The organism is Clostridium estertheticum (assembly GCF_011065935.2).
GTDB classification, from domain to species: domain Bacteria; phylum Bacillota; class Clostridia; order Clostridiales; family Clostridiaceae; genus Clostridium_AD; species Clostridium_AD estertheticum_A.
Genome location: NZ_JAAMNH020000001.1, coordinates 2,651,957 through 2,674,046, shown reverse-complemented (window position 1 = coordinate 2,674,046; position 22,090 = coordinate 2,651,957). Strand labels below are relative to the sequence as shown.

General features: G+C 33.0%; 18 protein-coding genes. 10 read left to right on the top strand and 8 right to left on the bottom strand.

What is annotated here, in order from left to right; translation table 11 throughout:
* The first annotated feature begins 378 nt into the window (after positions 1 to 378).
* The 4 genes from G9F72_RS12555 to G9F72_RS12540 all read left to right on the top strand — a co-directional run bounded on the left by G9F72_RS12555 (position 379) and on the right by G9F72_RS12540 (position 4,000).
* Positions 379 to 1,326: an L-lactate dehydrogenase gene (locus G9F72_RS12555; protein ID WP_164957372.1), complete on the top strand. Its 948-nt coding sequence runs from the start codon at positions 379 to 381 to the stop codon at positions 1,324 to 1,326.
* A gap of 158 nt (positions 1,327 to 1,484) precedes the next feature.
* Positions 1,485 to 2,126, top strand: a complete 642-nt coding sequence (locus G9F72_RS12550) for a pentapeptide repeat-containing protein (protein WP_224676108.1) — start codon at positions 1,485 to 1,487, stop codon at positions 2,124 to 2,126.
* A 52-nt stretch (positions 2,127 to 2,178) separates the two neighbouring features.
* Positions 2,179 to 3,201 carry a metal-dependent hydrolase gene (locus G9F72_RS12545; RefSeq protein ID WP_164957374.1) on the top strand — a complete coding sequence of 341 codons (1,023 nt, stop codon included), beginning with the start codon at positions 2,179 to 2,181 and terminating at the stop codon, positions 3,199 to 3,201.
* A 76-nt stretch (positions 3,202 to 3,277) separates the two neighbouring features.
* Positions 3,278 to 4,000 carry a phosphatase gene (locus G9F72_RS12540; RefSeq protein ID WP_164957375.1) on the top strand — a complete coding sequence of 241 codons (723 nt, stop codon included), beginning with the start codon at positions 3,278 to 3,280 and terminating at the stop codon, positions 3,998 to 4,000.
* A gap of 282 nt (positions 4,001 to 4,282) precedes the next feature.
* On the opposite strand, the gene G9F72_RS12535 is transcribed toward G9F72_RS12540, so the two are convergent.
* Positions 4,283 to 5,692: a GGDEF domain-containing protein gene (locus G9F72_RS12535; protein ID WP_164957376.1), complete on the bottom strand. Its 1,410-nt coding sequence runs from the start codon at positions 5,690 to 5,692 to the stop codon at positions 4,283 to 4,285.
* A gap of 321 nt (positions 5,693 to 6,013) precedes the next feature.
* Here G9F72_RS12535 and G9F72_RS12530 point away from each other — a divergent pair, with 321 nt between their 5' ends.
* Genes G9F72_RS12530 through G9F72_RS12520 form a run of 3 tightly spaced genes read left to right on the top strand, consistent with a single transcriptional unit; the run spans position 6,014 to position 9,951 of the window.
* Complete coding sequence (locus G9F72_RS12530) at positions 6,014 to 6,493, top strand: MarR family winged helix-turn-helix transcriptional regulator (RefSeq protein WP_164957377.1); 480 nt, start codon at positions 6,014 to 6,016, stop codon at positions 6,491 to 6,493.
* Positions 6,474 to 8,216, top strand: coding sequence for an ABC transporter ATP-binding protein (locus G9F72_RS12525; protein WP_164957378.1), 1,743 nt, complete (start codon positions 6,474 to 6,476; stop codon positions 8,214 to 8,216). The genes G9F72_RS12530 and G9F72_RS12525 overlap by 20 nt, the downstream gene beginning before the upstream one ends.
* A complete protein-coding gene (locus G9F72_RS12520; RefSeq protein ID WP_164957379.1) occupies positions 8,206 to 9,951 on the top strand; it encodes an ABC transporter ATP-binding protein in 1,746 nt (581 codons plus the stop codon). The genes G9F72_RS12525 and G9F72_RS12520 overlap by 11 nt, the downstream gene beginning before the upstream one ends.
* A gap of 178 nt (positions 9,952 to 10,129) precedes the next feature.
* On the opposite strand, the gene G9F72_RS12515 is transcribed toward G9F72_RS12520, so the two are convergent.
* Positions 10,130 to 10,606, bottom strand: a complete 477-nt coding sequence (locus G9F72_RS12515) for a cation-transporting P-type ATPase (RefSeq protein ID WP_224676107.1) — start codon at positions 10,604 to 10,606, stop codon at positions 10,130 to 10,132.
* A gap of 185 nt (positions 10,607 to 10,791) precedes the next feature.
* Here G9F72_RS12515 and G9F72_RS12510 point away from each other — a divergent pair, with 185 nt between their 5' ends.
* Together G9F72_RS12510 and G9F72_RS12505 are read left to right on the top strand one after the other, a co-directional pair.
* On the top strand, positions 10,792 to 11,685 hold the full coding sequence (locus G9F72_RS12510; RefSeq protein WP_164957381.1) for a polysaccharide deacetylase family protein: 894 nt from the start codon (positions 10,792 to 10,794) through the stop codon (positions 11,683 to 11,685).
* A 63-nt stretch (positions 11,686 to 11,748) separates the two neighbouring features.
* Positions 11,749 to 12,450 (top strand): tetratricopeptide repeat protein, encoded by a 702-nt coding sequence (locus tag G9F72_RS12505; protein ID WP_224676106.1) that lies wholly within the window; start codon positions 11,749 to 11,751, stop codon positions 12,448 to 12,450.
* Between the two features lie 129 nt (positions 12,451 to 12,579).
* Here the strand turns inward: G9F72_RS12505 and G9F72_RS12500 are convergent, their stop codons facing one another.
* A complete protein-coding gene (locus G9F72_RS12500) occupies positions 12,580 to 14,607 on the bottom strand; it encodes an alpha-amylase family glycosyl hydrolase (protein WP_202054849.1) in 2,028 nt (675 codons plus the stop codon).
* A 254-nt stretch (positions 14,608 to 14,861) separates the two neighbouring features.
* Between G9F72_RS12500 and G9F72_RS12495 the strand changes: the two genes are divergently transcribed.
* Entirely contained in the window at positions 14,862 to 15,479 is a 618-nt protein-coding gene (locus G9F72_RS12495) for a nitroreductase family protein (protein ID WP_164957382.1), read from the top strand.
* Between the two features lie 57 nt (positions 15,480 to 15,536).
* Here G9F72_RS12495 and G9F72_RS12490 read toward each other — a convergent pair whose 3' ends face one another.
* From G9F72_RS12490 to G9F72_RS12470, 5 genes are all read right to left on the bottom strand, one after another.
* On the bottom strand, positions 15,537 to 17,636 hold the full coding sequence (locus G9F72_RS12490; RefSeq protein WP_164957383.1) for a sodium-translocating pyrophosphatase: 2,100 nt from the start codon (positions 17,634 to 17,636) through the stop codon (positions 15,537 to 15,539).
* 588 nt (positions 17,637 to 18,224) lie between these two features.
* Positions 18,225 to 19,259 carry a biotin-dependent carboxyltransferase family protein gene (locus G9F72_RS12485; protein ID WP_164957384.1) on the bottom strand — a complete coding sequence of 345 codons (1,035 nt, stop codon included), beginning with the start codon at positions 19,257 to 19,259 and terminating at the stop codon, positions 18,225 to 18,227.
* 4 nt (positions 19,260 to 19,263) lie between these two features.
* Positions 19,264 to 19,998, bottom strand: coding sequence for a 5-oxoprolinase subunit PxpB (pxpB, locus tag G9F72_RS12480; protein WP_164957385.1), 735 nt, complete (start codon positions 19,996 to 19,998; stop codon positions 19,264 to 19,266).
* A 16-nt stretch (positions 19,999 to 20,014) separates the two neighbouring features.
* Positions 20,015 to 21,244: an NRAMP family divalent metal transporter gene (locus G9F72_RS12475; RefSeq protein WP_164957386.1), complete on the bottom strand. Its 1,230-nt coding sequence runs from the start codon at positions 21,242 to 21,244 to the stop codon at positions 20,015 to 20,017.
* An 11-nt stretch (positions 21,245 to 21,255) separates the two neighbouring features.
* Positions 21,256 to 22,029, bottom strand: a complete 774-nt coding sequence (locus G9F72_RS12470) for a LamB/YcsF family protein (protein ID WP_164957387.1) — start codon at positions 22,027 to 22,029, stop codon at positions 21,256 to 21,258.
* Positions 22,030 to 22,090: the final 61 nt, after the last annotated feature.

Sequence of the window (22,090 nt, the reverse complement as noted above, 5' to 3'; positions counted from 1 at the left end):
AAAGTTTACTTTCTATAAATCAGCATATACTGGTATTATAGTTTTATTATTAAACTCATTATTTAAAAGAATCATATATATTTTTTTGCACAAAAAGTAGCTAAAGCTAAAATAACGATAGCTAAAGCTAAAATAAAAATATACTTTTTGACTGATTCCTTTAACAATGATATTTTTCATAATTACGCCTCACAAAGTTTGAATTAGTATCTGTAAATTCTTTAATATTAAAACAGTATAACATGTTAGGTATATTTGTCAAGGAATCACTTTTCATAAATAGGAAGATTTAGAAAATTATTAGAACACTGAGTTGATAATGATTATTAATTAGTATATAATACTATTATGAAGTTGAAAATGAAAGGAAGTTTTTGTATGAAAACAAGAGGAAATAAAATATCCATAATTGGAGCAGGCTTTGTAGGTTCTACTACTGCCTTTGCACTAATGACTAGTGGACTTGCATCTGAAATTGTAATTGTAGATATAAATAAAGAAAAAGCTGAAGGCGAGGCAATGGATTTATCACATGGTGCACCCTTCGTAAGGCCTATAGATATAACTTCCGGGGAGTATTCAGATACAAAAGATTCAGATATAGTAATTATCACAGCAGGAATCGGACCAAAACCAGGAGATTCCAGACTTACTTGTATTTCAAAAAATCTAAAAATATTTCAAAGCATAGTTCCTGAGGTTGTAAAATTCAGCCCTGATTCTATATTAGTAGTAGTTTCAAACCCTGTGGATATATTGTCTTATATGACATATAAGCTTTCAGGCTTCCCAAGTGATAGGGTAATTGGATCAGGTACAGTTCTTGATACTTCAAGATTTAAATACATGCTTGGTCAGCATTTTGAAGTTGACCCCCGAAATATACATACCTACATAATGGGTGAGCATGGGGACTCTGAAATTGCCACTTGGAGTTTAACCAGTATTGCAGGTATGAATGTTGATGAGTACTGCGATACTTGTGCAAAAAAATGTGGCGGAGAACTAAAATTAAATATATATAATGACGTAAAACAAGCAGCCTATAATGTCATAGAAAAAAAGGGTGCAACCTATTATGCTGTTGCTCTAGCTATTAAAAGGATAGTTGAAGCAATATTAAGTAATGAGAACTCCATTCTTACAGTGTCCTCTATGCTAAAAGGTGAATATGGAATTCAAGACGTTTATATGGGAGTTCCAACAATTATAGGTAGACAAGGAGTAAAGAAAACATTACAAGTTAAACTAAGTGAGGACGAAAGCGCTCAACTTATTGAATCCTCAAAGGTACTTAAGTCAGTTATAAGTGATTCAAAAATATAAAATTTTAATAAAACATTGACTTTTACTAACTTTGTGTATAGTATTTATAATGAAATATGAAGACTTCTAGCCACTTCTCAAAATTGGTTAGGAGTCTTTTTATTTAACCATACTATATAGAAGGAAGGCAAATAAAAGTATTTGCCATGGAGGTAAAAATGGGTAAGAATCATAGTGTTAGAAATAATTTTGTATACAACAATATAGAGAAAAAGGGTAAGAATTTTATGTATAAAAACCTTGAGAGAAGCAATTGCTATAATTGTGATTTTTCAAGGTCAAATTTTGATTTTGTAACTTTTAGAGGTGCACATTTTAAATCCTGTGTTTTTTCTGAATGTACCTTTAAATGGGCTGAATTCATTGGAACAAATCTTAAGGGCAGTGATTTTAAAAACACAATATTTGAAAATGCTATATTTGACTCTGTGAATTTAGATGGGGCTGATTTCAAAGATGCTGAATTTAAAAATACCATATTTTTATCAACTGACCTTACCAAAGCTAAGAATCTTAGCATTAAGAATTCAGATACTAGAGTATTCAGTGAAATGCCTCAAAATGAAATTAATGAAGATATTCGAATAGCTGTTATAAATGCAATGAAAAATAAGTATGTTAAAGCTGCTAGAGTTCTTGATACAAAAGATGGCGGCATTAACATAATAAGTTTAATGATATTACTAGAAAATTTTGATGAAGAAACTTTAATTAAAGGGTTAAATATCATTCAAACTGAATTAGATTGTGATTTTTACACATTAAGTTATTTAGTTAAGTTTTTGAAAAATAATATGTAGTTAATGACCCTAGTGACTTTTCAATGACATTAAAAAGGTAAGGTGACATAATATGAATGGTAGATCCCATCAAAAAATAGCAATGCTATCCTATGCAATAGTAGCAACAATACCTACAGTTAATTCAATGATATTATTCAACAATAAATATATACATGTACCCATGGGAATAAGCCTTATAGGCCTTGCGACTGCAGGGCTTTCAGGATTACTTGTTGATGCGGATAGTCAACATAGTAAGATAAATCACATGAACCCACTTACAGGTACAAGTAATAAAGTGATAAGTGACATAGAAAAAATATTAAAGTTCCTGCTTAGATTATTCTTAGGGATTGGACTTGGCGCACTAATTTTATGGTATTCAAAGACTATTATAGGGGAACTCGCAGGAATAAAATACATAAGCAAATATGCTCAAATAATTACATATGCTATTTCTTTCATCTTTATAGTTTTAGGAGTAACCAGTGAAAGAAATTTTAAAAGGATTCCTATAATTGGGCTAGTTTATAAGAAGTTATCATCTATAATAAATGTGGGATCCCATGATTTTATAAGAATAGCCATGTTTTTAACTTATGCTGGCTCAAGCACAATTTTAGCAGTTTATAACTTCACTAATTTAAAGGACGCAAATATTTATCTTATTTGTATTTTGTTAATTGGTATAGCAACCTTCCCACATAGAACATTTTTGCACTCAATAGAAGGCGTTACTATTTTTACCATATCAGCTTCCTATGTATTTAATAAACTAGGCTACGAATATTTAACTGGATGTTTTTTTGTTGGTTATATAAGTCATATTTATTGGGCTGATATATTTACAAAGGAAGGGGTACCAGTACTTTCAATGCCAAGATTTATTGCAGAATTATTGAAAAAATTAGGCTTTCATAATAAACTTGTTCATGCTTTAGAAAAAATAGGTAAGGTTAAGCTTAAATTACCACCTCATATTACCACAGGCTCTGATACGGGGAATCTATTTGAAATAATATATATTTTACTGTTATTTGTTGTAGTTGTAATAGGTTTCACTGTTTATGGTGGAAAATTCACAGTAATTTAAATTTAGTCTTTTAACAATAAACTTGGATTTTGGTTTATAATGAAGATAAATAAAGGAAATGTAAAGGAGAGATTTTATGAAGTTTGTTGCGGATTTACATACCCATACTATAGTTAGTGGCCATGCATACAGTACACTAATGGAAAATGCAAAATATGCCAGTGAGATAGGTCTCGAGATATTAGGAGTTACAGATCATGGTCCTAATATGCCTGGTTCTCCTGATCTTTGGTATTTTGGAAACTTTAAAGTGCTACCAAAAGAATTATACGGTGTTAAAATGCTTTACGGATGTGAAGCTAATATAATTGATTATGAAGGTAATCTTGATCTACCAGTAGATATGCAAAAGAATCTTGACATAATGATAGTAAGCATGCATGAACCACTTATGGAAGGTGGAAAGAGCGCGGATTTAAATACAGCCACTATTTTAAAAGCTATGGATAATCCAAATGTAAATATCTTAGGACATTTGGGAAATCCAAAATTCCCTATACACGAGGAAGAAATAGTAAAAAAAGCAAAAGAAAAAAATATACTGATAGAATTAAATAATAGTTCTTTTATAACTTCAAGATTAGGCAGTGACGTGAATTGCATTAAAATAGTAAGACTTTGTAAAGAATTCGGACAAAGAATTATTGTAAATAGTGATGCTCATTTCTGTTTTTCTATAGGAAATTTTACAGTTGCTGAAAAAACACTTAAAGGTATAGATATGCCTGAAGAACTTATTATTAATACAAATAAAAAAATGTTAATAGAATTTCTTCGCGAAAAAGGTAAAAATATATAAGTCGAATTCACTTTATCTTAAAAAAATAAGGAGTACATAGCTATATAAACTATGTACTCCTTATTTTTATTACTATTTTACTACAGGTACTTCAAGAGCTCCCTCAAAAGGATTACCCACTCCAAAGCTTTTCCATACAAAACATTTCACTATAAATCCATCAGGTAATATTTAATACTATTTCTTACCAATATTAAAAATAAAGTCACTATAACTAAGTTTTTCCTTAATATCTAACTATATTTTGTTTTTTTATGATTTTAGTGACTTTATGATATTTCCTTAATTAACTGCACAAACTCTATTTCTACCACTGTTTTTTGCCCTATAAAGTCTTAAATCTGCAACATTAAATAATTCATTAAAATATAGCGCAGCGCAAGTTAAATTATCTGTGACTCCAATACTAATCGTTATGGGAATTTTCTTGCCTTCCTTATTTATATTCAAATTTCTTACTGTTTTTAAAATTTGTTCTGCCTTCTTTTCTCCATTTTCTAGAGCTATTCCCTTTAGAATAATAACAAATTCATCTCCACCAAAACGAGCAAATAAATCAATTTCCCGAAGAATACTAGAACAAGCCACACTTACCTTTTTTATAACTTCATCTCCAAAAAGATGGCCATAATGATCATTAATAGCTTTAAAATTATCTATGTCAAAGACTATACATATTATACTTTCATTATTTTTATATGCACACTTTAAAAATTTATTTGCAGTAGTTTCCATATAATCACGATTATATATACCCGTTAAATAATCAGTATTGGCTCTCTTTTTCATGGAATCTATTCTATATTTAATTTCAAGTTTTAGAGCCGCTTGTGCAAGTTCTGTTTTGCTAATGTCATTGAGAAGAGATATGTATTCCTTTTGAATTTTATATGCTGAATTTATATCACCCAACAGTTCGCATAATTTGCATCTTTCTTCTTGAATAGATTTTAATAAATAAATATCATTGGATATTTCAACAAATTCTTTTGCCTGAGAAAAAGATTGGAAAGCTTGGCTATATAATTGTTGCTTACTGTACCAATATCCTTGTAACTCATAACAATTTGCTTTTTCTCTTATAAATAAATCTAAAATGGAATCATTTATCATTTCCACAATTAGTGATTTTGAAGATTCGAAGTCCTTTAATTCTATTAATGCTTTAGCAATGTTTAATTTAACTCTAAGTTCTAAAATAGGAGTAGATGGCCTATGTAGTTTTGCCATTTCAAGACCTATATTCGCCATTTCTAATGCTTTAGTATAGTCTTCCTCCATCATACATATATGACTATAATTACTATATCCATTGCTCACAATATTGTATTTCTTTAATTCTTTACCTAAAGCGATACTTTTTTCTAGGGTATTCTTTGCTTTGTCTAAATCCTTATTATATTCATATAGTAAAAATAGTGAATTGTATGAGAATAATATGTCTTGTCCATCGCCATGTTTATCACAAATTTCTTTGTAAATCTCAAGACTGCTAAATGCTGCTTCAATGTCCCCAATAGAATAGTATGAAGCCACCAAATTCATATAGCCAACTAAGATAGATTTGTAATCTTTTACTTGCTCTCCACTTTCAATAAGCTCATAGCAATTTTCAATTGTTTCTTTGTATTTTCCTTCAACCCTTAATATAGAAATTTTTCGTTGAAGTTCAATCAAATCTTCTTTCAGCATATTTATTTGCCTCCTAAGCAAGTCATTATATATTTTATTTGATCTTTACTTATAGATTCATATACAACAATATAAAATAAACTTTTCACATTAATCTCACAATTTATCTCATATATCATCATATATCTCCAATTAGTATAGCATATTCCATTAAAATATGTCCCCTTTATAAAACAATTTCAAAAAAGTCTAAATTGAAATAAAAACATGAATCAACTGGGTTTATGCTGAAATTTATCAAATGATTTCAGTTGACATATCAACCATATTTTGTTATTCTTAATTTAGTTGATACATCAACTAAATTAGTGAGGTGAAATTATGGATATAACAAAAAGGCATATATCAAAAATTTGTCGTGTATCACATAGATACGCAAGCTTGCGCCTGCAAGGGACTAATATTGGAACCTCTGAGTATGAATGTCTACATTATATAAGTAAAAATACGGGCATTAGTCAAGAAAATTTGCGCAGCTTTTTAAATATTGATAAATCTGCGGTGGCACGAATGGTTGCGAACCTTGAAGAAAAGGGATATCTATATAGATTGCAAGACGAAAATGACAAGCGATCCAAAAATCTTTTTATAACAGATAAGGCAATCCATGTTAAAAATAAGTCTTCTTCCGTGGAATCCTTTTTCTATGAATGGCTCCTTGAAGACATCAATGAGGAAGAAAAGAAGATATTTTTAAAGGTGCTCAATGATCTTTATATAAAAAGTAAAAAGGAACGTGTAGAAGGCTTTATAAATATAAAGAAAAGAGATGTTAATTTTTATGGCAAAGCTAACGATTAAACCCATATATGGGGCAAACAAAATTATTAACTATTGGAAAAAAGACAAGTTTGTTGTGGGATGTATTGTGATATTTGGCTTAACCTTTAACATTTCGTCTATTGTAGCTCCTATTTATCAAGGTAAGTTGATTGATTCCATTACTTACGGTAATAGCTTATCCTCTGTTGTAATGCTAGCCTTTACTTTTGTTTTTCTTATAGCTATGATTCAATTAATGCGCTATTTTAAACGTTTCTACATAAGAAGATTTGCCAATAGTACTAGCGCTACCATGAGGCTTATGATATACAATAACATAATGCACAAAGACACCCATGAGTTAGATAAGGAAAATATGGGTAATTTAATGACTAGAGCTATCTCTGATGTTGATCTCTGCGTTGAGGGTATGCGAAAATTCACTACAGAGATATTTGATACAGGCGTTCTAATGGCCTCTTATTTCATATCAATGCTTTTTTATGATATAAAAATAACTATCCTATCCAGTATTTTTATTCCTGTTGCTATGGTGCTGGCTGAAAAATTAAAAAGCGTTATATACAAGTACACTATTGCCTTTCGTGCCAAAAGTAGCTGCGTAGCCAATATTACCTATGACACAGTGGAGAATGCTATGCTCTATAGGGCAAATGGCATGGAGGATCAGAATCTAACCAGGTATAATATTGAACTTAGGGATTTGCAAAACAAAGCAATTAAAGCCAATATCTTAGAAAATTCATTACAGCCAATTTATAATGTAATTGCCATGTTTGGAATAATCATTGTAATTTACTTTGGAGCTTCGAAGGTTATTAATGGTGGCTGGACTGTAGGTAACTTTTCTACCTATCTCATCATGTTTGCCGCTATGGCAAATAAGGCAAGTAAAGCAGCTAAACTATTTAATTCAATTCAAAAATCACAGATATCATGGAAACGCATAAAACCTTATCTTACTGAATACCAAAGCAAAGCTACCACTTGTTGCATTGATAATGATAATACAATACTTTCAGTAAATAACCTTAGCTTTTGCTATTCTAAAGATAATGAGAACATAATTCAGAAAATTTGTTTCGAAGGTATGCAAGGCGAAATTATAGGCATTACTGGTTCTATTGCCTCCGGAAAATCCACACTTGCACTATCACTACTTGGAATGTATCCATATTTGGGAAGTATAAAAATTGATGGTAAGGAGCTTAAGAGCTACTCTGAATATGAGAGAGGTCAAATGATTTCATACCAAGGTCATAATCCTCAATTACTTTCCGATAGCATTTATAACAATATTACTCTTGGCAATCACCAGGATATTAGTTCTGTTTTAGTGGATGTTCGCTTTGATACTGATTTGGCATCAATGCCAAAGGGTGCAAACACATTGGTTGGCAACAGTGGAACCCAGTTAAGTGGCGGTCAACAGGCAAGAATATCCCTGGCAAGAACGCTTTTAAGGAAAAGCAAAATCATAATTTTAGATGACCCCTTTTCTGCAGTTGATATGAAGACAGAAGAAGAAATTATTGATAAGCTTAAAAGTAATTATAAAGACAGTCTAATTATATTAATCTCGCACCGCTTAACTATTTTTAAGACGGTGGACCATATTGTGTTTTTGAACAATGATAAAACAACAGATTATGGCACACATAATGAACTTATGAAAAGTTCAGAGGTTTATAGCGCAATATTTAATTTACAATGTGCTGGGGGTGATAATTATGAGGAATAGTTCCGTAAAAAACGCTATTATTGTGGTGCTTAGGAAAAACATAAAAATTGATATATTATTGGTCTTTGCTGTTTGTGGTGTTGTTATAGCAAGCCTGATTCCTCCCCAACTTTTGAAATATATTGTTGATCATAACCTTGTACCCAAAAGCAATGAGGGTCTACTTCCTATAGGGATTACCTACCTTGCAGTGCTATTATTTATTGGTATATTTGATTTTGTTAAAGACGCTGTACTCACAGTTTTAGGTCAAAAAATCACCAGTGAAATTCGTTTGGACATGATGGAAAAACTAAAAAAAACAAATGCTATGTTCTTTTCCGAAAATGGAACGGGCACCATTGTTTCAAGGTTCACTAATGATGTGGATGCAATTAACTCGCTATTTACCAGCGGTATTATTGGAATGATGGTTGACTGCCTCAAAATTTTTGGAATTGTAATTTCAATCTGGTTATTTAGCTCAAAACTTGGTGGTGTTACTCTCATACTGCTACCTGTCATTTATATAATTACTCGGATTTTTCAAAAGAGAATGCTAAAGGCGCAAATAGAAAATCGAATTTACGTTGGCAAGGTAAATAATCACATTTCAGAAAGCTTGAAGAATGTTCAGATGATTAAGTCTTACAGTAAAGAGGGCTACATGGAAGAAAACTATATTTCCTATTTGCTAGATAACTACAAAACCGTGGAGAAAGTAAATTTTTATGATTCTGTATTTTCTCCCATCATTCAACTTACCCGTGCTATGGTCATTGGGTTTATTGTGATATTATCCTCAAAGAGGCTGAACTATTTTGGTATATCCCTAGGCATGATTGCAGCCTCCATTGACTTAATCTCAAATTTATTTGCACCCATTGAAAACCTGGGTATGGAGCTTCAAAATATTCAACAAGCAGTATCTGGTATTCATAGGGTGAATGATTTTTATAGTTTGCCTGAGGACCAACGTAAAAACAATGAACTTAAAGCAGTGGATATTATTCCAAGTCGCCAGGATATTAGACTATCCTTTAATGATGTAACCTTTCAATATGAAGAAGGTATTGATATTCTGCAAAACATTTCTCTTGATTTAGACCCTCAAGAAAAAGTTACCTTTGTAGGTAGAACAGGTGTTGGAAAATCTACACTATTCAAGTTGGTTATGGGATTCTTAAAGCCTTCAGATGGAAATATCACAATAAATGGAATTGATGTTTATAACATAGCTAACTCCGAGAAGCGCAAAATATTCGGATATGTTGATCAGGGCTTCCATATTATAGACGGCACAGTGGCTGAGCAAATTAGTCTTCAAGATGAAAGCATTACAAAGGAGCAAATTGAAAATGCTCTGGAATTTGTGGGACTAACTGATTATGTGGCCGGCTTAGAAATGGGTATCGATACACAAGTAAATAGCCATTCCCTTTTTTCACAAGGACAGAAGCAACTCCTTGCTATTGCAAGAGCCATTGTGACTGACCCACCTATTTTACTTCTTGATGAAATCACTGCTAATCTTGATTCTATAACAGAAGAAAATTTTATAGCTGTATTGCAAAAGGCAAGCCATTCTCACACTATATTGTCCATTACTCACCGCGTATCATCAATGATTGCCGGAGGTACTGTGGCTATTCTAGAAAATGGCATGATTAAAAATACAGGGTCTCCTGAGATGCTTTTACAAAATGATGCTTGGTATCGCAATCATATTGCACTGGAAAAGTTGACTTGGAAGTAAAATATAAAGTTATCGCTCCATTTGTTTAACAATAAAAAAATTCCAATTTATGAAAGGTAACAGTTACCTTTCATAAATTGGAAACTAATTTTAATTTTCAATACTTTACTATTTTGTAGAAAAGCTTTTTGGCAATTTCTGCAGTTGCAATTTGCTCCATGAGCAAGATTTATACTGATTATGGCAGGTAGTATGGTGTCAATCCAACTGCCAGTATTCCTGTCTCTTTTTCAAGTGGGTAGGTTTCATCGGTCAAAGTAGTTTCTTCTATAAATAGCGAATTGGACTCTATGATGAGGCAATCCCCAGGTACCATATCCCCTGCTTTTAATATAACCACATCTCCCGGTACGATTTCTTCCACACTTATTTCCTTGGATAAACCATTACGAAGCACCGTTGCCTTAATTTGCACCAAGGCCAAAGGTTTCTCCACTGCGTTACTGGTTCCATATTCTTGCCAAAAACCAAGCAATCCGCTGCCTAGTACGATTGCTAATATAATTAATGCATCCACAGTATCTTTAAGAAAAAAAGATAAGCCAATAGCAAAAAACAAAATTAATATGATTGGGCTTTTAAACTGAGAGAGCAAAAGTTTTAACACACTATTGCTCTTTTTAGGCTTCATTGCATTTAAACCATATGTCTCCAATTTTTTTTGGCATCATCATTTGTTAATCCATCCTTACTGGTTGCTAACTGATAAATGATATCTTATTTTATATACTATAACTTCTTTAAAAGATGTTAATATATTGCTATCGTGTAATTGTATTGATATTATGTAAGTATATCTATGATATAATTTAAAAAACGAATAACAAAATGAGGTGTATTATGAAATTAAGTAAAAACCCATTTATTATAATTACAACAATAGCAATCTTTATATTGTGTTTAGGACTAACTTATGGGATTAATAGGTTAAGATCTTCTAGTGGAATAAAAATACCGGAAGTAATTAATGAACAAATTAAATTGACACCAGAGCCCTCAGATAAATTGGCTGTGTATGATAATTTAAAAATCGAAGAAAAAATTTATAAATCATCATCTGTTTTCAAGGTGAATAATAGTAAAATACCAATACTTATGTATCATTCTATTAGTTATGAAAAAGGAAATTCTCTAAGACTTTCCAAAGAAAACTTTAGAATGCAAATGAAATATCTCAAAGATAATAATTATACAACTTTAACTGTGGATGAACTTTATAGTTATATGCAAACAGGTAAAATGATACCTGATAAACCCATAATCATAACCTTTGACGATGGCTATAAAGATAACTACACTAATGCATACCCTATATTAAAGGAATTAGGATTAAAAGCAACTGTGTTTGTAATTACTGGTGCCATAGATACTGAGAAAGATTTTTTAACATCTGATGAAATAAAATTCCTAGATTCAAACAATATAAGAATAGAAAGCCACACAGTTGCCCATGAACATTTAGATAAGATATCCTATAGTGATAATATAAAAACAATGACCTCTTCAAAAGCTAAATTAGAAAAAATATTAAACAGAAAAATAAATTACTTAGCATATCCTTATGGAGGATATACGGAAGACACAATAAAAGCTGCAAAAGAATCCGGTTATAAGTTAGCTTTTTCAACAGATATGAGTTGGATAAATAAAAACAATAATATTTATTCATTAGGCAGAATTTTTGTTAATGCAAATTTCAGTTTTAATGAGTTCAAAGTAAAGTTGAATCCATAAAATTTATTTATAGGGTTTTAAGTGTTACCTTAAAACCTTATAATGAGGAAATAGGTGGAAAATATGAAAGCAAAATGGTTTAAATTCAAGGTGCTAATTTCTATTATTATAGCAATCCTAGCGATTATTATTTCAATTAGAAACATTAATTTAAAAAATAGTATTGTAGCCCCTTCAAACAATAAAGCTGAAGTAACCGTTAGTAAAAGTGAAGAAATAAAAAATGATAAAATACAAGACGCTGAAATTAAAAAACAGCAAGTGATAAAACAAAAGCAAGAAGCCTTAGAAAAGAAATGGAAAATAGGTTACGACGAGTTTTTCAAAAAAAAATATGTGCAAGCTATCGAAACAGAGAGAAAGGTACTTAAAGAAGATTCTAACTTTTATAAAGCATATGCCGTGGAAGGAATTGCTCTAGCTTACAGTGGAAATTTCAAAAGTGGTTTAGAGCAAATTGATCAAGCTTTAAAACTGAAACCTGATTATGGTTATGCAAGATTTAATAAAGCACTAGCTAATGAATTATACGGACATTATGATGAAGCTATCAAATGGTATAAAAGTGCTTTAGAAGTAGAAAAATTCGAATGGAGTTATTATGGTATAGCTAGTATCTATGGAAGAAAAGGTGATATTGAAAACTCTATAAAATATTTAAAACTAGCCATTGATATTAACCCAACTATTAAAAATACAGCAAAAGACGAAGAGGATTTTGATAATGTACAGGATAGTATAGAATTTAAAGAGCTAATAAAGTAATAATGGGGACTTCATTTTTTAACATTTACAGATCTTATCCTTGCCCTTACCTTCATCTAGTATTTGTCCCGGATTTAACATGCCCTCTCCTCCAATGTGAAAACTCCTATTTAAAATATATTGTTAATATTACCTCACTTTCTTTAATACTAGTACTGTTCTACTAGGTGAGTATATTATAACTCCAGTTTTATTTTCCTTATGCTTCAATGTTTCTGCATGGTAAATATAATTACTTGAAATTCTACCCTGCCCACCAAATATTTGCTCATCGCTATTAAATACAATTTTATATTCACCCATTTCATGAGTAGGAAGTTCATACTCAGAGAAAGATTCGCAATGATTAAAATTAAATAAAAATATCAGCTCACCTTTTCTGAAAGCAAGCAGTTTCTTCTGCTCATCAGTCCAAAGGTTTTGCAGATCACAAGCGCTTAAAACATTATAGGTTTTTACTAAACTCAACATACCTTTATCAAAATTTAATAAATATTCATACTTAAGCTCTTTGTCCTCCATTAGACTCCATTGTCTTCTTGCATAATGATAACTCCAATGGTTACCTTCTCTTGGGAAGTCGATCCATTCCGGGTGACCAAATTCATTACCCATGAAATTCAAATAGCCTTCACCACCTAAAGTTATAGTGATGAATCTAATTAATTTAAGCAATTCTATAGCTTTACTTATTATTAAATTGTCATCATTTTTTGACATATGAGTATACATTTCCTTGTCTCCTAAACGGAACATTAAGGTCTTGTCACCTACAAGTGCCTGATCATGTGATTCAGAATAACCTATATTCTTCTCGTGAGGTCGTCTACTAGTCAATTCATGCCAAAGCTTACTCATACTCCATTTTTCATCCGGTGTCTCTTTAAGTATTTTCACCCAAAGATCAGGCACTCCCATAGACAACCGATAGTCAAAGCCCAACCCACCAACGTCTACTGGCAAACACATTCCAGGCATTCCACTCATATCCTCAGCAATAGTTACCGCACTCGGTTTCACTTGTCTAATTAAATCATTTGCAAATTGAAGGTAAGTTATTGCTTCTATATCTGTATCCATACTAAAGTATTTACTATAATCTGTAAAGGCTACTCCAAGTCCGTGGTGGTGATATAACATGGAGGAAACACCATCAAATCTATAACCATCAAAATGATATTCCTCCAGCCAAAACTTAATGTTAGACAAAAGAAAATGAAGAACCTCTGGCTTTCCATAATTAAAAAGTTTTGTACCCCAAGCGGAATGATTCCCGGAGGTTCCAGTATTAAAAAATTGATAATCAGTCCCATCAAACTCATTAATACCCTCTGCTATATTCTTACTTGAATGAGAATGCACTAAATCAAGTAATACAGCAATTCCCATAAGGTGGGCAGTATTAATTAATATTTTAAGCTCTTCAGGGGTTCCGAACCAGGAAGAAACTGCAAAAAAATTAGATACTTGATAACCAAAGGAAGCATAATAAGGATGTTGCATTACAGCCATAAGCTGCACTGTATTATAGCCAGCAGCTTTTATCCTTGGAAGTGTAATTTCCGTAAATTCACTAAAAGTTCCCATACCTTCTTTTTCCTGCGCCATACCTACATGAGACTCATATATAAACAGTGGTTTATTATTATCAACATGAAACTCACTATCCTGCCAATTAAAATCGTAATCCGGTTGCCAAATCTGTCCTACAAAATCATGAGTAACAGGGTCTTGAACAGTTCGCTTAATATAAAGTGGAATTCTATCTCTTGATACATTTTTAGCTACTACTCTTACCTTAACATAAGACTTATGTCTCAGCGCTTGCAATCCCGGCAAAAATATCTCCCAATTACCATTTTCTTTTTTTTGTAATGGATGTGCGTTTGCATCCCAATAATTAAAATCACCAATTAAATAAAGAGCATCTGCCTTAGGAGCCCATTCTCTATAAATCCAACCATCCGATAGACGATGAAACCCGTAAAATAAGTCTCCATTAGCAAAAGACTGCAAACTTTGATTATTAGCCAGCAATTTTTTTTTGCACGATGTATAATTTGACCCTCTAAGTTGAATATCCTTTTCAAAAGGTCTGAGATATGGATCAATCTCCATTATTTCCATGTATTTATTTTTATTTTCATTATTATTCATAAAAAAGTTCCTTTCATGCTTGTAATTATTGAAAAACAAAATATTTTATAACTTATTATATCTAATTCGACTAATTATTTTCAATACCTTTGTTATATTATTAAATAAGTAAAAATAATTTTTATAACTACTTGACATAATTAGTTAATTATTGTTATTATACTACTATAAAGTAAATAATAATTATTAGTAGTTTGTAGCTATTAGTAATAAATAATTATAAATAATAAAAAGAGATAAAGGGGTGTATTTAAATGAATTTAAAACAAGTCTATGAAGATAGAAGGTCTATCAATTTTTTCGATACAAATAAAGGAGTGGAGGATGGATTACTTAAAGATATAATTAACCTTGCAGTACTCGCTCCATCAGCATTTAATCTTCAGCCTTGGGAAATTATAGCAGTAAAAACAGTGGACGCTAAAGAGAGATTACACAAACTTTCAAATAGTCAACCTAAGATATTAGAAGCTCCAGTAACTTTAATAATTGTAGGTAATAAAACTGGATATGATGAATCAAATCCTACATGGCAAGATATGTTAAAAATGCTTGGTAATGATAAAGAAAAATTAGCAGGTACTCAAGGTTTTGCACGTAGTTTATATGGAACAACAGAAGAAAACAAATTAAAGTTTGCTGAAAGTAATGCAGGACTTCTTGCAATGTCTATAATGTATGCAGCAAAGAGCTTTGGAGTAGATTCTCATCCAATGAGTGGCATGGATTTTGAAGGAGTTAGACGTGAATTTGGACTTGAAGAAAATAAGACAGTTGTAATGCTAATTGCACTTGGACACTTAGATGAAACTAAGACACTTTACCCTAGAGCATATAGAAGAAGCTACGATGAGATAGTTAAAGAAGTTTAACAGTTTTTAATTTTAAAAGCGGTTCCCTAGATTAATGGGGAGCCGCTTTTAGTTTACTTAAAATATTGAAAACTTCAAAATAAATGCTGCAAATACTATTGATACCATTGAAAGTAACTTAATCAATATATTTATTGCTGGACCTGAGGTATCCTTAAATGGATCTCCCACAGTGTCACCAACAACAGCTGCTTTATGACAATCTGATCCTTTTCCGCCTAGGTTGCCAGCTTCGATATGCTTTTTGGCATTATCCCAAGCTCCACCAGAATTTGCCATCATAACAGCAAGTACAAAACCTGTTACAGTTGCTCCTGCCAGGAGTCCTGCCACACCATTTACACCTAAAAGAAGTCCAACTGTTATTGGGATAATAATAGCCAGTAGAGCAGGCATAATCATTTCCTTTTGAGCTGCTTTTGTACAGATATCAACACAGGTTGCATAGTCAGCCTCTGCTTTGCCCTCCATAAGACCCAATATCTCTTTAAATTGTCTTCTAACTTCTACAACTATAAGTTGTGCTGTTTTACCTACTGCATCCATTGTTAATGCCGCAAATACAAAAGGTACCATTCCACCTATAAATAAACCTATAAGAACCTGAGGATTTAATATTGACAAGTCAAAAACAAACTTCAAATTTTCTTTTTTTACAATAATCTCCACTTGATCCCTATAGGCTGCAATAAGTGCTAGAGCTGTTAAAGCAGCTGAACCTATAGCAAAACCTTTACCTGTAGCTGCTGTAGTATTTCCTAGTGAATCAAGAGCATCTGTTCTCTCTCGAACTATAGGATCTTGATGAGTCATTTCTGCAATACCACCAGCATTGTCTGCTACAGGACCATAAGCATCCGTAGCTAAGGTTATACCTAGTGTACTAAGCATACCTACTGCTGCTATTCCCACACCATATAACCCCATATTGTAATCTCCCGCTCCTCCAGCAAAATTAAAACTAGCTGCGATTGCTATAGCTACTATTATAACCGGAAGAAAAGTAGACATCATTCCCAGTGAAATACCACCAATTATAACTGTGGCTGCACCAGTTGTTGTGGTCTGTGCCAGTTTTTTAGTAGGCTTGTACGTATCTGACGTAAAGTATTCTGTACAAAAACCAATTAAATTACCTGCTATAAGCCCACTTAATATTGCACAATAAACTCCGATGTGCTCCCATCCAAGTACATTCCATACAAGGAAGAAGGAAAGTATTGCAATTATTGCAGAACTTACATAGACACCACGCCTGAGAGCTGCTAAAAGACCCTTTTGCTCTGTTTTCTCCCCTGATTTAACAAAGAAGGTTCCAATAATAGATGCAACTACACCAATTGACGCTATAATCATAGGAATCGCAACACCTTTAACTCCAAGTCCAGCAGCTACTGCAAGAGCCGAAGTGGATACTATTGATCCAACATAGGATTCGTAAAGGTCTGCTCCCATACCAGCTACGTCTCCAACATTGTCTCCAACATTATCAGCTATAACTGCAGGATTTCTTGGATCATCTTCTGGAATTCCTATTTCAACTTTACCAACAAGATCTGCACCTACATCTGCAGCTTTAGTGAATATACCTCCACCTACACGAGCAAATAATGCCATGGAGCTAGCTCCCATTCCAAAAGTAATCATTGCACTTGTTATATTTTGAATTCTTAGAGCCGCATCTAAATCTCTATAGAAAAAATCTAACAAATAATACCATATGCTAATATCAAGAAGTCCAAGACCTACAACAGTAAGTCCCATTACTGCACCGCTTGAAAAAGCAACCTTTAAGGCACTGTTAAGACTTTTCCCAGCTGCATGTGTAGTTCTAACATTTGCACGAGTGGCAATTTTCATTCCTATAAAACCTGAAAGACCTGAGAAGAAACCTCCAGTTATAAATGCAAAAGGTACAAATGGGGTAAGAAAACCAAATGCTGCAAGTATCCCTAGGATTACAAACATAACTACAAAGAAAAGAGCTACTCCTGTGTACTGCCTTTTTAAATAGGCATCTGCACCTTTTCTGATAGCCGCAGCAATTTTTTTCATTTGCTCCGTTCCTTCGTCTTCTTTCATTACTTTATATGCAAGATATCCAGCAAAAGCAAGTGCTAATATAGAACAAATTGGGGCCAAAATCAATAATTTCATAATAACTGCCTCCTAAATATTTTAGTAATAAGATTCTCTTCTCGTTAAAATTCAACTATGTAACCAGACACCTAAATCTAATTCTCATCTCCCCTTCATGAAATACAATATCCTTACAAAGCTCATCATAAATGTTAAGATTGCAACACATAATATTATCAGTGATTTTCATATTAGGAGTCCTTAACTCTCCTAGATTTCATTTTATATAACCTTGTCCACAATTTAAGGCATTTTGTTGTATATCTAAACACTGTAATAATTTTTACAATTATCTCTATAGCTTAATAAGTTTTTTAGTTGAATTAATAAATTAAAATATTTTTTAAAAAAATTCCTCGTCATTATATATTATAGCACAAATAACCAAATGTTAGTATACATGTCAATATTTTTATAAAATATTATAGTTTTGCTAACTTTAATGTTTTTAACACAAATTTAAATATTACCCAATTACCAACTGAGCTTACGAGCCTCCAAAGCGGTTTCACTTCTATTCTTTAAAAGCTAAAAGTGCTCCAGCATTTTGCTAGAGCACTTTTAGGTATTTTTTTTCAAAAGTGTTTTTGTGCGCTAGGACTGTTGTTACTTAATTTCCTCTACAACCACTTCAAACTCCTTATTATTTAATCTTACTTTAAAATTTTTAGTGCATGTTTTGTTTGATCTTAACTTTGCCACGCATTCTCGTATCTCATGGAAGTCTCTAATGTATTTTTTATATATTTTATGAGCTTCCACAATGTCTATTGCTTTAAACCTTATACTGTCACCAGGCTTCAACTGGCCTACTATGTTTATATCCGGTGTTATTACTGTTGCGATTTTTGTATATCCACCAGTAGTTTGTCTATCCGCCATCATAATTATGGGAGCCCCATGTCCTGGAACCTGCACAGACCCCATGGTTATGCCGTCAGATATAATGTCTGCACCGGTTTTATGGGAAATTTTAGTGCCTGATAAACGATATCCCATTCTATCGGCTTCATTTGTAACTTCATAGGGACAATTGAAAAATGTATTGATACCCTCTGCTGTAAAATAATCATCCTGAGGACCCATCACTACCCTTACCATATTATCCTTATTATAACTTGGTATAAACTCAGTTGGAAGTTTTACCCTACTATCAAAATTACTTCCTTCTGAACTTCTTATCCTTATCTCATCACCAGCCTTCAGTATCCTTCCCTCAAAACCTCCCACTTTTCCCTTCACATAAGTAGACTTGCTACCCATAACCTCTGGCACGTCTATTCCATTTGTTATTGATATATAACTCCTGCATCCACTTTTTACAGTTCCAAAGGAAAGTACATCCCCATCTGAAACTTTAACTCCACACCACATATCTACAGCCACATTATTTATCCTAGGGACCAGATTAGCTCCTGTAACTGCAATCATTGCCTCACCCTGGAATTTTATTTCCGGTCCCATAATGGTAGCTTCCAAACAGGCTTCACCATCACTGTTTCCTACAAGAATATTTGCCACTCTTAGAGAGAATTGATCCATTGCTCCTGCAACAGACATTCCAGATTTTTGGTAATTATATCTGCCCTCATCCTGAATGGTGGTATACATACCTGGCTTTAGTATTTTCATTATTGTCATATACTCACCTTCTTTCCCTTGCTCTTGTAATTACTTTATATTTTCCTTCTCTCTCAAAAGCCTCAATATTTTTATATTCTACTTCATCTATTTGTATGAATTTTATATAATCACCTGCATTTAATAGTACAGGCTCCTTCCTGTATGGATCATACAGATTAACAGGAGTCCTGCCAATTAATTGCCATCCCCCAGGGCTTTCTATAGGATATATACCTGTCTGGTTACCTGCAATTCCTACGCTTCCAACAGGTATTTTAGTTCTTGGGGTCTGTAGCCTAGGTGCCGCTATTTTATCATTCATACCTCCTAGGTAAGGAAAGCCAGGTGTGAATCCGATCATATAAATCAAATACTCCATGGACGTATGAATCTTTATTACATCCTCTATAGATATTTCATTGTGTTGTGCCACAAACTCAATATCAGGTCCATGCTCCCCACCATAAAATGTTGGTATCTCAATAACTTTAGCATCAGGAAGCTTCATTTCATCCATTTTCGCCTGGATAGACTTTACATTATCTATAAGCTCCACTAATTCTATTATCATAGGATCGTAAATTACCATCAGTGACCTGTATGTAGGAATAGTCTCTATTATTCCTTTAATCCCTTCTCTCTCCATTGCAAGTGTAAGACTTCTGATTTTCGAGTTAATACCTTCTTCAATTTCATCTCCAAATTCGATAACTAATCCTCTATCTCCCGCAGTTAAATACTTAACTTTTTCATACATATTGTATATTTACCTCCTATCTCCATAGTGCAGCTATTCCACTCATGGACTGGTAGCCTGCAATAATTGCTAACACTACAACAATATAGCCCGTATACATAAGCCACTTTGAATGCTTATACTCTCCCACAATATTTTTCTTAGTAGACGCAATAAGTATTATTCCAAGGGCAATTGGAAGAATCAAACCATTCAATGAACCTGCTAATACAAGCAACTTTACTGGCTTACCTACCGTTAGAAATATAATTGTTGATATTGCAATAAACCCTATAATAAATTTCGAGGTGTGTTTTTCAAAGACTGGGGCTAGTGTTTTTAAGAATGATACCGATGTATAAGCAGATCCAACCACTGAAGTTATAGCCGCCGACCAAAGTACAACTCCAAAAAACTTATAGCCCAGGTTACCCGCTCCAAGTCTGAACGCTTCAGCTGCAGGATTTTCTGAGCCGAGTGGTTTTCCTATGTTAACAACAACTCCAAGCACTGCGGCGAAAAGAAGTATTCTCATCAATGATGCTATTAGTATACCAATTACTGAACTTTTGGTTATTTCCCCCAAATTTTCTTCTCCAATAATATTAGCATCTATTAGTCTATGTCCTCCTGCAAATGTTATATAACCTCCTACTGTTCCACCTACAAGCGTTACAAAGGGCAGAAAGTCAAACTTGGTTGGTACAAATGTCCTTGCAATCATCTGCCCCACTGGAGGATGAGTCTTAAATGCAACAAAGCCTATGACAATAATCATAAGCACACCCAGTACCTTTGTAAAATTATCCATTGCTTTTCCAGCTTCTTTAGAAGTAAATATTATAACCGCTATAACAGCACTAATCATAGCACCTATTTTAGAATTTATACCGAACATTACATTAATACCAAGGCCAGCTCCTGCGATATTTCCTATATTAAATGCAAGTCCCCCAAGACATATGAGTATTGCTAGAAAAACACCAAGACCAGGCATGGTCTTATTTGCAATATCTTGCCCTCTAAGTCCTGATACACCAATAACCCTCCATATATTGAGTTGGGCTACAACGTTTACAATAATAGTAAGTAGTATAATAAATCCTAGGTTAGCTTTATATTTTTCTGTAAATACAGCAGTTTGAGTCATAAATCCCGGTCCTATAGCAGATGTAGCCATAAGGAATGCTGCTCCAATAAGTACACCCCAATTACTTTTCTTTTTTATGTTTATATGCTTTTCCTCAGAATGTATGTTATTTTTCATAAAGTCACTCCCTATTTTATAAATTCATGTAGTGGTTTTATTTCTATTCTAGCTTTTAATAGCTCTTCCTTTATAAGTCGTACAAAATCAACAGCCTCTGGATTGTCTCCATGAACACACATGGAATCTGCCTTTATGTCCAATTCTTCTCCGGATATTGCTGTGACTTTTCCCTCTGTTACCATTCTTATTACCCTTGAAATAGCTATATTCTTATCCGTTATCATGGAGCCAGGAAGACTTCTTGCAACAAGAGTTCCATCAGAATTATATGCTCTGTCGGCAAAAACTTCATTTGCAACTTTTAATTTCTTTTCCGCTGCTGCCTTCACCATTTCACTTCCTGAAGGTCCAAGGACTATCAGATCTCTATCCACTTCCCATATTCCCTCTATTATTGCACAGGCCATTTTGCCATCTTTGGTTGCCATGTTATACATTGCTCCATGAGGCTTTACATGCTGTATTTTACCTCCTATTGCTTTTACAAAACCGTATAATGCTCCAAGTTGATATATGGTATACTGCTTTATCTCATCAGGAGACACTGTCATATTTCTTCTTCCAAAACCCATAATATCAAAAAATCCAGGATGTGCACCAATACCTATGTTGTTATTATAAGCAATTTCTACAGTCTTCCTCATAACTACAGGATCCCCCGCATGCCATCCACAGGCAATATTAGCTGAAGAGACATACTTTAGTACCTCCTCATCAATCCCTATCTTGTAAGCTCCAAAACTTTCTCCTACATCACTGTTCAAATCAACAAACTTTCTCACACTATCTTTCCTCCTTCGTTTTGGTAATTAATGTTATTAAAAAGTTTAAATATCCACTACC